General features: G+C 42.7%; 7 protein-coding genes. 6 read left to right on the forward strand and 1 reads right to left on the reverse strand.

Translation table 11 applies throughout. The features are described 5' to 3' along the window. The first annotated feature begins 53 nt into the window (after window positions 1-53). From DDT91_RS10295 to DDT91_RS10305, 3 genes are all read left to right on the forward strand, one after another. Window positions 54-2,231 (forward strand): DUF5916 domain-containing protein, encoded by a 2,178-nt coding sequence (locus DDT91_RS10295; RefSeq protein ID WP_187176150.1) that lies wholly within the window; start codon window positions 54-56, stop codon window positions 2,229-2,231. Window positions 2,232-2,607: 376 nt separating this feature from the next. After that, complete coding sequence (locus DDT91_RS10300) at window positions 2,608-3,738, forward strand: ATP-binding protein (RefSeq protein ID WP_187176071.1); 1,131 nt, start codon at window positions 2,608-2,610, stop codon at window positions 3,736-3,738. Between the two features lie 604 nt (window positions 3,739-4,342). Further along, window positions 4,343-5,398: a 6-bladed beta-propeller gene (locus DDT91_RS10305; RefSeq protein ID WP_187176072.1), complete on the forward strand. Its 1,056-nt coding sequence runs from the start codon at window positions 4,343-4,345 to the stop codon at window positions 5,396-5,398. Here DDT91_RS10305 and DDT91_RS10310 read toward each other — a convergent pair. Continuing rightward, window positions 5,379-8,030, reverse strand: coding sequence for a DUF5686 and carboxypeptidase regulatory-like domain-containing protein (locus DDT91_RS10310; RefSeq protein ID WP_187176073.1), 2,652 nt, complete (start codon window positions 8,028-8,030; stop codon window positions 5,379-5,381). The two genes, DDT91_RS10305 and DDT91_RS10310, sit on opposite strands and share 20 nt — an antisense overlap. A gap of 503 nt (window positions 8,031-8,533) precedes the next feature. Here DDT91_RS10310 and DDT91_RS10315 point away from each other — a divergent pair. The 3 genes from DDT91_RS10315 to DDT91_RS20810 all read left to right on the forward strand — a co-directional run bounded on the left by DDT91_RS10315 (window position 8,534) and on the right by DDT91_RS20810 (window position 16,462). Further along, complete coding sequence (locus DDT91_RS10315) at window positions 8,534-11,527, forward strand: TonB-dependent receptor domain-containing protein (protein WP_187176074.1); 2,994 nt, start codon at window positions 8,534-8,536, stop codon at window positions 11,525-11,527. A 19-nt stretch (window positions 11,528-11,546) separates the two neighbouring features. Next, window positions 11,547-13,037 (forward strand): RagB/SusD family nutrient uptake outer membrane protein, encoded by a 1,491-nt coding sequence (locus tag DDT91_RS10320; RefSeq protein WP_222718624.1) that lies wholly within the window; start codon window positions 11,547-11,549, stop codon window positions 13,035-13,037. 140 nt (window positions 13,038-13,177) lie between these two features. Continuing rightward, window positions 13,178-16,462 (forward strand): VCBS repeat-containing protein, encoded by a 3,285-nt coding sequence (locus DDT91_RS20810; protein ID WP_187176075.1) that lies wholly within the window; start codon window positions 13,178-13,180, stop codon window positions 16,460-16,462. The last annotated feature ends 40 nt before the right edge of the window (window positions 16,463-16,502 follow it).

Here is a 16,502-nt window from a genome sequence, read left to right on the forward strand (position 1 = left end):
ACCCCATTAGAGGACTGATGCATCTCAGCCCTCTGATTTATATTTCACCCAGTATGCGTTTTCCTTTAGGCCTGATTGCCTTCTTATTCCTGTTCGGACCTGACGGTTTGGCTCAAAAAATCAATGCCGACTACCGCCTTCATATCAAAAAAGCCAGTTCCGAAATCGTAATTGACGGAGTCCTGGATGAAAAAGCCTGGGAAGAGTCAGAGGTGGCGACAGATTTTTATATGATCACTCCGATGGACACCAGTTTTGCAAAAGTCAAAACAGATGTGCGGATGACATACGACGATCAGCATCTGTACCTGATGGTCGTCAACCACCATGCGGTCGAAGGTCCTTACATGGTCGAATCGCTAAGAAGAGATTTCTCTTTTGGAAAAAATGACAACTTCCTGCTCTTTATGGATCCTTTTGATGACCTGACCAATGGCTTTTCTTTTGGGGCAAATGCGGCAGGGGCACAATGGGACGGACAGATGTACAATGGGGGCCAGGTGGATTTAAGTTGGGATAATAAGTGGGTATCCAAAGTCAAAAACTATGAGGATAAATGGGTCTTTGAGGCGGCTATCCCCTTCAAATCAATTCGTTACAAAAAAGGAATCACCGAGTGGGGGATCAACTTTTCGAGGCTAGATCTAAAAACCACTGAAAAATCAGGTTGGGCACCTGTCCCAAGACAGTTTCCTTCGGCTTCCCTAGCCTACACCGGCATCCTTGTTTGGGACAACCCTCCTCCTGATCCTGGCGCAAATATTTCCGTAATTCCCTATTTATTGGGAGGAGTAAGTAAGGACTTCCAGCAGGAAGGATCCACAATCTATAGGAAAGAGGTGGGGGTGGATGCAAAAATCGCACTTACCTCCTCCCTCAACTTGGATTTAACCGTAAATCCGGACTTTTCACAGGTAGAGGTGGACCGGCAGGTGACCAATTTAGATCGGTTTGAACTCTTTTTCCCAGAGCGAAGACAGTTCTTTTTGGAAAACGGAGACCTGTTTGCAAGCTTTGGCTACAGCACCATTCGCCCTTTCTTCTCCAGAAGAATAGGACTCAATGCTCCGATTCTGTTTGGCGCTCGACTCAGCGGAAAAATCAATAAAGATTGGAGAGTAGGAGCCATGAACATGCAAACAGGTGAAGTCTCCGAAACAGCCCTTCCCTCACAGAACTTCACCGTTATGGCACTTCAGCGTCAAGTAGGAGCGAGATCCAATATCGGAGCCATGTTTGTCAACAAACAGTCTTTGAATTATAATCCTGACCCCAATTCTGAGAATCCGGTTTATTCCCAGTTTAACCGTAACCTGGGCTTGGAATACAACCTGGCATCCCGAAATAATCTTTGGACAGGAAAAGCGCTTGTGCTAAAAAGCTTCGGCCCCGACAATTCCTCTCAAGGATTTGTACAAGCCGCCAACCTTAAATATGCCAGTGGCAACCTGACTTGGAGCTGGCAACACGAGTATGTCTCTGAGAATTATACAGCCGAAGTGGGTTATGTGCCTAGAAAAGGATTTTTCAAGATAAATCCTTTTGTGGGCTACCGCTGGTTTCCCAAAAGCCAAAAAATCCTGAGCCATGGACCGGACATCAGCACCACCCTTTTCTACAACACAAAAGGCGTTCAAACAGACAACAATTCATTCTTTTCTTACAATGTACGATTCCGAAGCCAAAGCAATCTCAGCACTTTCTTGATCTATGATTTTGTGAAACTTCAGGCTCCATTTGATCCCACCAATTCAGGTAACGAAAAACTACCCGTCGGTTCGGATCATTACGCCTACAGTTGGAGAACAGAGTATGTATCCAAACCACAAAGTCTTTTTACCTATGGCTTTATTACCAGATTTGGGGGATACTATGCAAATGGAGAATTATACACTCTGAGCACTGACCTAGGTTACCGTTTCCAGCCTTATGTCAGCTTGGCATTAAATACCACGTTTAACAAAATTATCCTTCCGGAACCTTGGGGCAATACGGACTACTGGTTGGTAGGTCCAAGAGTAGATGTCACCATGACAAACACCGTATTCTTTACCGCTTTTGTTCAGTACAACGAGCAGATCAATAATATTAACTTGAATACCCGGTTTCAATGGCGGTTCAAGCCAGCCTCTGACTTGTTCTTGGTGTACACGGACAATTACCTGCCCGCTCCATTCAATGTGAAGAATCGCTCAGTGGTGCTGAAATTTACTTATTGGTGGAATGTGTAGGCTGGGGTTTCCAATTTTATACTTTCTTCTCGCGACTAAGTAATGACTTACCCTTGGGGTGGTTGAAAGGCCAAAGTTTACTGGAAAGAGCTGATTGTTAAAAAATTGCTGACTAAATCATATATAGCCCACGATCAAAATTCACACATAAAACTACATTTCACCGATCTTCCTGATCATTTCCTTCAGGTATTTTAGCTCTTTTTCGACCTCAACTAGTTTCTTTAGGAAAATGTCAAATCGCTCCTCAGTTTGCGAGGCTTATGCTGCTGGAATTCCCGAAAAAGCCTAATATTTAGATTGTAATCTAAAAAATAGGCCTAAAATTTAGAATGTAATCAAAAAATTAGGCATTTTTGACAAAAAATTTATGGAAATGATCAAACGCAAACTTTCAGAAAAGCTAGTCCAAAGCTGCTTCAGAGGTAAAGTGATTATCCTTTTGGGAGCTCGGCAGGTCGGCAAAACCACCCTCTTGAAAGAATTGGTAAAAGTGGTCAATTCACCTTACACTTGGTTTAACGCAGATGAAGCTGATATTTTGGAAGCTTTTACTTCTGCGGTGACAAGTACCCAATTAATCCACCTGATTGGTAAAGACTCGAGATTGGTAATCATTGATGAAGCACAGCAAATTACTGATGTCGGAAAGAAATTAAAGCTAATTCATGATAGTCGGCCTGATATTCAATTAATTGTCACCGGATCTTCGGCATTTGATCTTCTAGATCAAACCTCCGAGCCGCTTACTGGTAGAAAGAGAACCTTCCATCTTTTTCCAATAAGTTATTTCGAAACAGAAAATCACACTTCTCCTTTGGAAGCCAAACGCTTACTGGACACGCGTCTGTCTTTTGGACTCTATCCTGATGTGATCAATAATCCTGGGCATGAGAAGGAAATATTAATTGAAATTGCCCAAAGTTATCTCTATAAAGATGTATTGAAAATGGATGGTATCCGCAAGCCAAGCCATCTGGAAAAACTATTAAAGGCTTTGGCATTTCAAGTGGGCAGTGAGGTAAGTTATCATGAATTAGCCCAAATCATCGGAAACATTGATACCTCAACTGTGGAGAAGTACCTAGATTTATTGGAGAAGGCATTCGTGGTTTTCAAACTTCCTGCCTTCAACCGGAATTTGAGAAATGAAATCAAGAAAGGGAAGAAATATTACTTCTATGACAATGGCATTCGTAACGTGCTGATCAATAATTTCACCTTTCCGGAGATGAGGATGGATAAAGGTGCACTTTGGGAAAATTTCCTGATCTCAGAGCGGTTGAAAGCTAATTCTTATGCTGGAAGGTTTGTCAACAGTTACTTTTGGCGGACCCACGATCAGGCTGAGATTGACTACCTTGAGGAAACTGATGGAATTATCCATGCATTTGAATTAAAATGGCAAGAAAAAAAGGTCAGATTTCCGGCCTCCTTCCTGGAGACCTATCCCAATCATCAAACCCATGTGGTAAGTCGGGGTACATTTGAGGAATTTGTCAGGTAATTTTATTTTTTGTATATCCGCAATTTTACCAGCCTAAAGTGAAAGTAGAATAAGATGTATGAAGGCGATAGTATTACAAAATTTCAAATCTCTTTCTTAAGTAGCTCCGAAGGAGCCAAACGATTCATGACCCTGTACGAAGTGCAGGGTAACTATTGAAATTTCCCTCCTTTGAGCCCTACAAGGGTGAAACTTTAACGTGTCACCCTTGCAGGCCTCCTTTTCAATTTCATTGACTTTGCCCCCGGCTACACCGAGGGCTATGAAATGTTACGATCCTTCGGATCTAAGGCTATCAAAGATTGACCTTCATTTCTACTAATTAAATTTGCCTTGTGGTTTCAATGCGGATATATATATTTTATTTTAATTGATTATTCGCTATTCTGCCAGTTGACGAATATTCCACTGATTTTGGGCTGGAAGACCGATGACCGAAGACCGAAGATTCCCAAAAATATGGCGTTAACTTGGCCTTCTGACCTTTAGAAATGCTACTGGCAAGATTCCGTATATTCATTTTTATTTTTTTGAAACTTGTTTTAGTTAAAAATATTGCCAGAAAAAGAAGGTGGAATTAAAAAATCTTACCCTAATCGTTTTAATGATCATATTTCTACAGAGTTGTGGGGAAAAAGAGAAAGCTTTTTCCTATGATTCTACTAAGATAATAGAAGTCAAGTCAGACTTTTTGAAGGGCGATTCACCAGAATTTGATTTTGAATTACTCGACTCTATAAACCTTGAGGTTCCTGGAAACCCTCCCCTTACATTAATCCAAGACTTGGTTTTTTCGCAAAACTTCTTCCTTCTTTTAGATAGAAAACAAGGCCTATTAAAATTTGACAACAATGGTATGTTTCTCTTGAAAATCGGTGAGTTTGGCGAGGGGCCAGATGAATATATTATGCCCTATGCGATTCACTTGGATGAAAAGGAAGATGTTGTCTTTGTGGCAGATTGGCAAAAAATGGTTATTCTGACATATAGCCTTGACGGAAAATTTGAATCAACAAGCAGGAAGCTTCCGGGACATCCAATCTCTTTTTATAGCGATAATGATACCCTACTCATTGTTCAGGAGACAATAAATGGGACAAAAGAGTATCCTAGAGAGGTGATGATAAGCTCAATTGAACCCAATATTCTTGAAGTTAAAAACTGGGAAAGACCACTTTACAGCTACCATTCTAATTTCACAAATATCCATCCAATCCCCAGGATAATAAGTCGGGTAGGCAGTGTTCCCCTTTTTTATATGCCAATCATTCGGGGAGATATATCATCGCATAGTGACACGGATACGATTTTTAGAAAACAGGAGGGTCGATTGACCCCAGAATACCTACTTCATTTCATTGGATTTGACACCACACTTCAATTGGGAATGTGGCAAGTGGTGATGTCAAATAGCCATGCGTTTTTACGAATTGTATATGATAATTCTTCCTATTTTATAGTAATTGATTTAGAAACCAATCGTCCCCTAATTCATTTAAGGAAATTATTTGATCAGGCGATGACAGATGAAATGATTCCAAGGCCTATTAAAGGAGATCGGTATTATTCCATTCTTAGGGATAGGGCGAATGGTTTGGAGAGAAATCCACGAATAGTGTTTTATCGTTTTCCGTTGGAAATCAATCAAAATTCACATTGAGGAAAGTGGCTATTCCAAACAAGGGAGAAGCCCTTAGAAAATCCCCATTCTCGAAGCCCGCAGCAAATTCCACCCGGAAAAAACGGAACAGATTATCCAAAGAATACCCGATCTCTGTATAATGTGGAGAGTATTCGGTTTTTAGGTAATTGATGAAAATATTTTCCCTAACCCCCGAAAACCGCAACATGGGCAATTGGGTAAACAAGAACTTTCTGAACTGATAATGCGCGATTGCAGACACATATGCTCCAGAGGTGCTGTAGCGGTAGTAGTCCATCACCCGATAATTGGAAGCTGCTCCCATATTGGAAAAAATGGTCCGGTTACCCCCAAAGTGCTTGAAATCCTGAAAATAAACCTGATCGCTGTTTAAAAATGTACCCCCAGTCACGTTGAAATCCAACTTTCCGCTGACACCAAACTTCACCGCATGCTGAATCGAGGTTTCTAATTGATCAAAATCTGCAGCAGGTCCTGAACCCACCAGGTTTGGTAATGCTTTTTGATAGGTAAATGTGACTAGTGGCGAGCGCTCGTAATTGGGTGATTTGCGCCCATTCCGAATGGTATAGGACAAGCCTGGTCGCCATTCCACCGAACCGTGAATTTTGGCAATTCGGTGATTGGAAAATGCCTCATCCCCTGCTTCCACATTTTCAGGACGGTTGGAGGTATATACTCTTTCCGGCTTATTATAAAAACTGTAGTCAGAGGTATTTTCCAAAGTCCTTCTCTCCGCATAGGTGAAATTGACCCGATAGGTCAATCCATAATTGACGCGATGAGACCAATAGGCGCGGGCAAAATCCTGCTCATAGAGTTTCATGTAATTTCTTCGAACCAAGAGCGAATAAGCAGCATTGACCTGTTCCTGAATAGGTTCCTCTGAATTGAACTGATAAATAAACCTTCCACCCTCTACTCCCCAAGTTTGCCCCGAGGTGGGCTGGGTATGAGACCACCGGAAATTGACCTTGCTGTAAAACCGCTTACTGGAGAAGCCATACCGGAGTTCCGGCTCGATATTGAAGCTCTTGCGCAGGCGATTGACTGAATCGGCAAGTTTGACTTCTTCATACTTTCGGTAGAAAAGTGCCATCCCCACCTTCCAACCTTCCACCGTATTAAACGAAAACTTGGTCCAGTTTTGCCGGAAGCCTACGGAAACCCCTTTGCCAAAACTGTAGGATGCGCCATTGAGGAAATCTAATGGTTTGTATTTACTTCTGGCTTTCTTAGCGACCGAATCCACTTCACTTACTTTGGCAACTTCGATCGTCGCCAGACTGTCGTCTCTTCGGTAACCTTCGATTTCTTTGAGGGTGAGGGGCACAGGCCTGATGCTGTCCCAATAGCTCAGATTTCTTTTTCGGGCCAAGGTATCCACACTGTAACTTCTTTCGGATACCACATCCCTTTTATCTTCTTCTATCTGTTCTTTAAGTACCTCTTTTTCATATTCATTAAGGAGCTTGCGATATTCCTTTGGGGTTTTGGGCTCCTCGCTTGCCAATTGCTCCAAAGCCGATACTGACTTTGAAAACTTCGCAGCATTATCCGGCACCTCCTGGATTTTTTCATCGATAATCTGAGGCTTGTACGCTAGATCAGGATTGAGGGTGACGTCATATTCTCTGGTAGAAGCCAAATATTGAAACTCCCCAGCGAAGCCAAAAATTTTCCCTCCAAAGGTGTACGTATGGGTCAAGGGCATCCACACGTTATCTGCTACTGGGGCATATTGTTGCTTGGCTGTAATCTGAAAGCCCAACAGTGAAGTCTTCAAATCCAGGCTGTGAATTGCCCACAGGTCTTCGATAATGTATAGGTATCCCTCAAAGACCCTTTCCCCTCGTGATCTTGGAGTCACCCGGATCTTACTCACCATGACGTTTTGGTCAAAAAAGCTTCCCTCATACTTAAATTGATAGTATTGAAAGGCATACCTGGAAAGTGGGGAGACAATCTCGTTGATCTGATCCTGATAAAATGAGGTTTGAATATAAGGTGCAGGAGAAGTCCCTTGATTATCTCCGTTGGTGCGGATGGAAATCACTTTTTCCTCCACCTTGTCAGGAAGAGTAAATGTAATTCTCGATACAGATTCTGAGGTATACGCCTCATTTAGTTTAAGCCCCTCCTCTTCTAATTTTTTCTTAAGGAAAAAAGGAGCATCGGTGAGTTGACCGGTTCCTTTGAGATAGACAGTCATAGAATACTTCTGAAGCTGAAGCCGATGGTATTTTGCTTTTGCAATAGCCTTTCTCATAATGGTGAGGGCAGGGTCTTCTGCCCCGGCACGCACCTCTACCTGACTGAGGTTATAGATTTGGGTTTCAAGAGAAAAATCCAGGTCAACCCAATCAGAACCAATTTCCACCGTTTTTATTTGGGACTTATAACCCAAATACTGGACTACCACATCATAAAATCCCGGCTTCAGTCTGAATTCATACAATCCGTTTTCATTGGTGGGCACGCCATCCTCGAGGTTTCGGATAAAAACAGAGGCAAAAGCCAAAGGTTCTCCCTCCTGGGAACTTACCTTGCCACGAATACCTTGCCCCACCGCCTGAAAGCCATTAGCGAAAAAAATCAGCAAGGAAACAAAATGTAACAGTCGGTTCATAAAAGAAAGAAATTGTTTACTTAAAGATGCGGAAAGTAACGACAAGGTTGCCTCTCTTGTTTTTAAAAAATGTTACCATCAAGAATATATAAGATATAGTAATACATATAATAAATTAAGACAAGACCTTGAACACCCAAAGGATTCAGCTTTTGGCTTTTTAGAGAAAAATCCTAAAGACAGAAGACTTTTTTAATTTTTTCATAGATGTCGAAAATGACTCAAAATCCCACTTATTTTTTTCCTCTTAATTTTCATATAATTAATAAAAATTGATTTTTTTAAGTATCAGCAAATGGAAAACGTTTTCCATTGAATTATTGATTGCATTTGGTTAGTTTACTTAGATTTTTATTAAAATATACATTATTCTGTTGGAAATAGAAATTTTCAAGGGGAAGAGAGGCAATTGTTAAGATTTGCAAAATCAAATTCCTTGAGTCACATTAGACTTGAAATTAAGTACTCATACCTATTTCGCTTTTTTAAAAACAACAAACCCTATGAGAAATTATTTACCAAAGCTCAAGTCATTGATGCTTGCAATGGCGCTCTTTATGGGCGCAATCATTGGCGTCAATGCCCAAAGTCGTACGATCACAGGAACTGTCCTGGATGCGTCGCTTGGAGACCCTGTTCCGGGTGCAACGGTACTTGTAAAAGGTACTACCCGAGGTGCTGCCACTGATTTGGACGGTAAGTTTACCCTTCAACTTCAGCCTGGAGATCAAGTGCTCGTGGTTTCATTTGTGGGATATATCACCCAAGAAATTGAAATCGGAAACCAATCTACCTTCACTATCAATCTCCAAGAGGATATTAAAAGCCTCCAGGAAGCAGTAGTAATCGGTTATGGATCTCAGGACAAAAAGGAAATCACCTCTGCGGTAGTCGGCGTAAAGCCTGAAGATTTCAACCGAGGAAACGTGGTTAACCCCGCCCAGTTGCTTCAAGGTAAGGTAGCGGGTCTTTCGATCACCAGACCGGGAGGTAACCCAAACAATGGCTTTAATATCCGCTTGAGAGGTCTTTCTACCTTCGGTGCCAACTCCCAGCCTCTGATCGTATTGGATGGTGTAATCGGTGCTTCTTTGGAAAACGTTGACCCCAACGATATCCAGTCTATTGACGTATTGAAGGACGGTTCTGCGGCCGCGATCTACGGTGCTAGAGGTTCTTCAGGTGTAATTTTGATTACTACTACCAAACAAGGTAAAAAAGAAGGCGTTACCAATGTGACCATCAACTCTTTTGGAACCTTAGATCAGGCAACCAATTTGATTCCCGTACTTTCCCCTGAGGAATTTGTGGCAAGAGGCGGTACTGACTTCGGAAGCAGAACAGACTGGAGAGAAGAATTGATCAGCGATGCACTTTCATTCACGACCAACGCTAGTGTTTCCGGCAGCTTCAACAACACTTCTTACATGGCTTCGGTCAATTATCGAGATAACAACGGTATCGTAAACGGAGTAGGAAATGAACGACTAAACACCCGCTTGAACTTGTCTCAGGGAGCATTGAACAACAAATTGAGATTCAATATCAACTTGTCATTTACCAATGTAGATTCTGAGTCTATTAATGACGCTGCTTTCCGTTACGCAACTATCTATAACCCTACAGCTCCAATCTTTGAGAACACTGAAGTTGCAAATCAAAGATTCGGCGGCTATTTCCAAAGAGACTTGTTTGACTTTTTCAACCCAGTCGCATTGGCAAGACAGCAAAAATTTGTGGGTGAAACGAAAACTGCACTTGTTTCCTACAGAGCAGAGTATGACATCCTTCCAAACCTGACTTTCTCCGCTCAATATTCTCAGGACCGTAGAAATACACTTTCAGGCGCTTTCTGGTCACTTCAGGATTACCAGGTTGGTTTCGGAGCTCAGGGTTCTGCTGAACGAACCACTTTCGACAGATCTCAAAGAATTTTCGAATCTACTTTGCGATATGAAACAGATCTTTCTGACAAATTGAATTTAACCCTCTTGGGTGGTATTGGTACTCAGTTTACTACTACTCAAGGATTCAATGCACGTGTAAGACAATTTCTTTTTGATTCAGGCTGGAACAACTTGGGCGCAGGCGCTATCCGATTGGGTAACAACACCGATTTGTTTTCTTATGCAAACCAAGATCAGTTGAACTCTGCCTTCGGTAGAGCTAATTTCAACTGGGACAATACCTTCTTCTTGTCGGCTTCTGTAAGAGCGGAAACCTATTCCGGCTTCGGTGAAAACAATCAAACAGGTTATTTCCCTGCCGTATCTTTTGGTTCGGACTTCACCCAGATTTTTGACATGGGTATTTTCAATCAGTTCAAGCCAAGAGTATCTTACGGTGTGACCGGTAACTTGCCTCCATCTCCAACCTTGGCTTTGGGTGTGTATGGTAACGGAAACCGCATTGACTTGGATGGTGATCCATTGACTCAGAATGACATTTTCGTGGGTATCGTACAGAACTCCAACCCTAACAAAGACCTCAAATGGGAAACCAAGAAAGAGTTTAACGTGGGTCTCGACTTTGGTATTTGGGATGGTAAAGTAACCGGTAGCATCGACTACTACACCAGAAATATTTCTGACCTCTTGTTCAACGTACCGGTAGCAACAGGTGCTCCTAACCCATTTGATCCGGGGCGCTTCAACACTGCGTCCTCAACTTGGGTAAACCTCGCTGATTTGAGAGCTGCAGGTTTTGAATTCGTAACCACCGTAAATCAGATCGGTAAAGGAACCTTGAAGTGGACTCCAACTTTCAACTTTACTATCTATGACAAGACTAGAATTGAGAGCTTGTCAGCAGGTGAACTTGGCTTTGAGGAATTGAGATTTGCTACCCCTGGTTCTCCGGGACAAAACAACAACCCAATCATCTACAACCGAGTTGGACAGACATTGGGTGACTTCTATGGTCCAAGATTGTTAGGTTACACCGAAGGCGGTCAGTACATCCTTTCTACCACTGACCCTAACGAATTTGAAAGATTGGGTAATGGTCTTCCAAAAGGTGAATTTGGATTTGCAAACAGCTTGACTTATGGACAGTGGTCTATGAACATCTTCCTGAGAGGTGCATGGGGACATGATCTTTACAACTCTTACAGAGGCTTCTATGAAAATGCCGACGCACCTTCCAATACTTGGAATTCTGTAATCACAGATAAGACTCCTAGCAATCCATTGGTAACCTCAACTCCAACTTTCAACAGTTCTTACATTGAGGATGCTTCTTTCATCCGATTGGACAACATGGAAGTGGGATACAACGTAAAAACAAAGTCTCCAAACCTTTCTTCTTTGAGAGTGTATTTGGCAGCACAAAACCTGTTTACACTTACCAACTATACAGGTATCGATCCTGAAGTGAGAATCAATGACTCTGAAAACACAAATGCTTTCACCACGTCACTTTCTCCAGGTATCGAGCGTAGAAATACGTACTTCCAGACTCGTTCATTCACTCTGGGTGTAACTGTAAACTTTAAATAACCAATCAAATTCTACAGATATGTTTAAATCTTTTCGTAAAATCGGTTTGATGCTACCTTTGGTATTTGCCATGGGAGCATGTCAAGAGCTGGAGCAGGAGGTGTTGGATGGAGTTACGGCCGAGGATATTGCAAATAGCAAAAATCCGAATTTGATTAATGTCCTTAAAGCATCTGCTTACTCCCGAATCGTAGGTTCATGGGGTGGCCACAATAGTATTTGGTCTATCCACGAAGTGTCCTCTGATGAGATGGCAATTCCTCAAAAAGGTGCTGACTGGGAAGACGGTGGGATGTGGCTAAGAATGCACAGACACACTTGGCAACCATCTGACGAAGCTTTCAATAACTCTTGGAACTACTGCTTCTCTGCCATCGGTGAAATCAACAACTTGTTGATCCAATATCCGGATGTTGCGGCTTTGAATGCTGAATTGAAGGTATTGAGAGCCTTGATTTATCTTTGGTTGATCGACTCTTTCGGTAATGTTCCCATCATCGAAGAAACCTCTACTGGAGGTAACCCAACCAACAATTCGAGAGCTGAGGTATTTGCATTCATCGAGAAGTCTATAAAAGACAATGCGGACCTTCTTCCTAAGGAAGACACTAAAACTACATTGAACTATTACAGCGCTCACGCTATTCTTGCCAAGCTTTACCTCAATGCTCAGGTGTACATTGGCACACCAAAGTGGGCTGAAGCAGAAGCAGCGGCGGATGTGATTATCAACAGCGGTAAATATTCTTTGACAAACAACTTCTTCGCAAACTTTGCTGAAAGAAATAACGGCTCTACCGAGAATATCCTTACCCTGCCATATGATCAGAACAATGCGCAAGGTTTCAACTTGCCTCAAATGACGCTTCACTACTCCAGCCAGGCAACTTATAACCTGCAGGAGCAGCCTTGGAATGGTTATGCTTCCCTGGAAGAGTTCTACAACAAGTTTTCTGATGCAGACGTAAGAAAGAATTCTTTCTTGGTAGGACCTCAGTTTGCAGCAGACGGTAGAAGACTTAATGATATCTCAGCTGAACCAAACGATCCAGACGGACAGCCTTTGACTTTCACACCAAACATCAACATGTTGGCTCCAAATGCCTTCAGACAGGCCGGTGTAAGAGTGGGTAAATTTGAATTTGCAAACGGTGCAGGTTCCAGCTTGAACAATGATTATCCCTTGTTCAGACTTGGTGAGATTATCCTTACCAAAGCAGAAGCTGCTTTCCGTCAGGGAAAAACTGCTGTTGCTTTGACTGCTTTCAATCAGATCAGAAGAAGAGCAGGTGTTCCTGAATTGACAACTTTGACATTGGATAATCTATACGATGAAAGAGGTTTTGAAATGTTTGCCGAAGCAAGCCGAAGAACTGACGCCATCCGTTTTGGAAAGTGGAATCTTCCTTGGTGGGAAAAGCAGGCTTCTCAGCCTTTCAGAGCCTTGTTCCCTATCCCTCAGCAAGCGATCAACGCCAATCCTAACTTGAGACAAAATCCAGGTTATTAATCTGCTTTGATTCATTCAGTAAAAGGAAGTGTGCCTTGGTACACTTCCTTTTTTTCTGAAAGGTCCACTATAGAGTTGACGTTAAACTGTGTCAAACCTGTCAGGTCTTGAAGACCTGACAGGTTTTTTCTACATCACCAGTGAAAATCAGTAACCTATTCCTCCTCGGCTTTTTAATTCTTTTTTCCTGTGGTAAAAAGGAACAGGAAACCTCTACGCTTTTTACACTTCTTGACGAAAGCCGCACGGGAATCGGATTCAGAAACGATCTTTCCTATACTGAAAAAATAAATCCCTACACCTTCCGCAACTTTTACAACGGTGCAGGAGTGGCCATCGGAGACATTAATCAAGATGGATTACCCGACCTTTTTTTCGCAGGCAATCAAACCTCAAATAAACTCTATCTCAACGAAGGCAACCTCAAATTCAAAGACATTACCGATCAGGCTGGACTCAATTCAGCCGGCTACTGGTCAACAGGTGTAAGCATGGCAGATATCAACGGTGACGGACTGTTGGACATCTATGTCTGCAAATCAGGTCCCTTGGAAGGTGAGCACAGACACAATGAACTTTTCATCAACAACGGTGACCTGACCTTTTCCGAAAAGTCCAAAGAATATGGAATTGCCGAAGAAGGTCTCAGCCAACATGCCGTATTTTTTGATTATGACAAAGACGGAGATCTGGACATGTATCTTCTGAGTAACTCAGGCCGGTCGGTCGGCTTGTATGATCTTCGTGAAGGACAACGGGAAATCCGCGATCCGGAAGGAGGAAATAAGCTCTTTAGAAATGATGGTGCCCGCTTCACGGATGTATCCGAAGAGGCGGGAATTTATGGCAGCGCCATAGGCTATGGACTAGGTGTCACGGTTGCGGATGTGAACCAGGACTCTTGGCCTGATTTGTATGTGTCCAATGACTTTTTCGAGAGGGATTACCTGTATCTAAATAAAAAGGACGGGACTTTTTCAGAAGTTCTGACTCAGGCCATGCCCGAAATCAGCATGGGTTCCATGGGAGCAGACATCGCCGACCTAGATAATGACCTTCTCCCGGATGTGATGGTAACGGAAATGCTTCCCAAGGATCTCTCCAGAGTCAAAACCAAAACCCCATTTGAAGAATGGGATAAATTTCAAGCCAACCAAAAGGCTGGTTACCATCGTCAGTTTACACGGAATACGCTTCAGAGAAATTTAGGCCTTAATCCTCTAGATAGCCTTCCTGTCTTTGTCGAGATCTCCCGATTTGCCGGAATAGAAGCTACCGACTGGAGTTGGGGAGCTTTGATTTTTGATGCAGATCTGGATGGGAAAAAGGATATTTTCATCGCTAACGGAATCGTCAAGGACCTAACTGACTTCGACTTTGTAGACTTTTATGCAAACAATCAGGAGAAAGTCGCAGGCTATCGGAAAGACTCAATACTTGTAACCAAAATGATCGATGAGTTTCCGTCCGTGCCTCAGATGAACTACTTTTTCAAAAACAGGGGAGAAATGTCCTTCGACAATATAGCAGAAACCGAGGGTTTGTCTCAACTCACGTTCAGTACCGGTGCTGCCTATGCAGACTTAGACAACGATGGTGACCTTGACTTGGTGGTCAACAATCTGAATGACCGAGCTTTTGTCTATCAAAACAATACCATTTCACCCAGTCAAGGAACTTTTCTAAAGATGGATCTGGGCAGCGCATTTGGCACCAAAGTGGAAGTTTTTGCAGGCGATCTAAAACAACAGCAGGAGTACCAGCCCGTAAAAGGATACATGTCATCCGTCGATCCAAGACTGCATTTTGGATTGGGAGGAAAGAATAAAGTAGACTCCGTTTTGATACATTGGAATTCAGGAAAAATAACGAAGCTTCAAAACTTAGCCTCCAATCAAATATTACAGGCCAAGGAATCCGATGGATCTGCGGTGCAGTACTTGACCAAAAAGACGGAACAGATTTTTACTTCAGAGCCAACAGAAAGAATTTCATTCCATCATATAGAAAGTGATTTTGTGGATTTTGACCGGGACAGGCTTCGCTTCTGGTCCATCAGCAATGAAGGTCCAAGGGCTGCTCAAGCGGATGTGAATGGAGATGGACGAATGGATTTGTTTATTCCGGCTGCAAAAGGAAAAACTTCTGCTTTACTTCTTCAACCTTCAGATGGAAAATGGGAGCAAAGTCAGCGCCCTCTCTTTGAAAAAGACAGTCTGGCAGAGGACGTGGTTGCACACTTTTTTGATGCCAATGGCGATGGTATGGCAGACTTGCTGGTAGGAAGTGGAGGAATAGAATTTTCAGATTACTCTCCATTTTACATGGACAGATTATACCTGAATGACGGTAAAGGTAAGTTTTCACACACGGCTCAACAGTTCGCTCCAACACCTACCTCTTTTATCCTCAGTCATGATCTCGATCAGGACGGAGATCTAGATCTGATTATCGGACAGCGTGTACAGCCTTTCGCTTATGGCGTTCCAGTGGGAGTTCAGTTTTGGGAAAATGACGGCAAAGCGAATTTCACCCAAATCACCTCCCGTTGGGAGGAGCTGTTTTCCCATTTGGGGATGCTGACTGACGGAGCATTGGCAGATTTGAACGGGGATGGAAATATAGAGCTAATCCTTGTCGGAGAATGGATGCCCGTAACGGTCTTTACCTTTTCAAAAGGATCTTGGACCAATTCAACCTCAGAATTTGGCTTGGAAAATACCCGCGGTTTTTGGAAGAGGATCTTGGTCAAAGACCTTAATGGAGATGGACTGCTTGATATTTTGGCAGGCAATCAAGGGCTTAACTCCCGATTGAGGACTTCCCCCAATCAGCCTTTGAAAATGGTGGTGAATGACTTTGACCAAAATGGAGCCATCGAACAGATCCTGTTCCAGACTGTGCAAAACAGAAGTATTCCATGGGTCCTTAAAAACCCGCTTCTTCGTCAAATACCTATCCTCAAAAAACAACTGCTCACCTATGATTCCTACAAGGATAAATCCTTGGAAGAACTCTTTCCTCAGTCAGTATGGGCAAATTCCCTATTTTTGCAGGCGGATGTTTTGGAGACCTCTCTTTGGATCAACCAACCTATTGGCTCATTCAAAAAGGAGTCTCTTCCGGCAGAAATTCAATACGCCCCCATTCATGCCATTACCTTGATGGAAAGACGAGGGCAGTCCCCTCTTCTCATTTTGGGAGGAAATGAAAGCCGGATCAAACCTGAAATGGGCACTCATCTTGGGAGTTACGGATGGGTGCTATCCTTTGAAAATCACAAATGGAGCATTCAAAAGCCCCAGGAAAGCGGACTCTTTATCACAGGAGAAATCAGGGATTTTCAATGGATCAATCAAGAAAACAAAACCAGCTTACTCATCTTAAGAAACAATGAAAAACCATTGGTATTTAACTATCGCTAGTATTCTTTTACTTTCCTTTACTTCCTGCCAAAGCGAGTAT

This window comes from Algoriphagus sp. AK58, from assembly GCF_014324365.1.
Classification (GTDB): Bacteria; Bacteroidota; Bacteroidia; order Cytophagales; family Cyclobacteriaceae; genus Algoriphagus.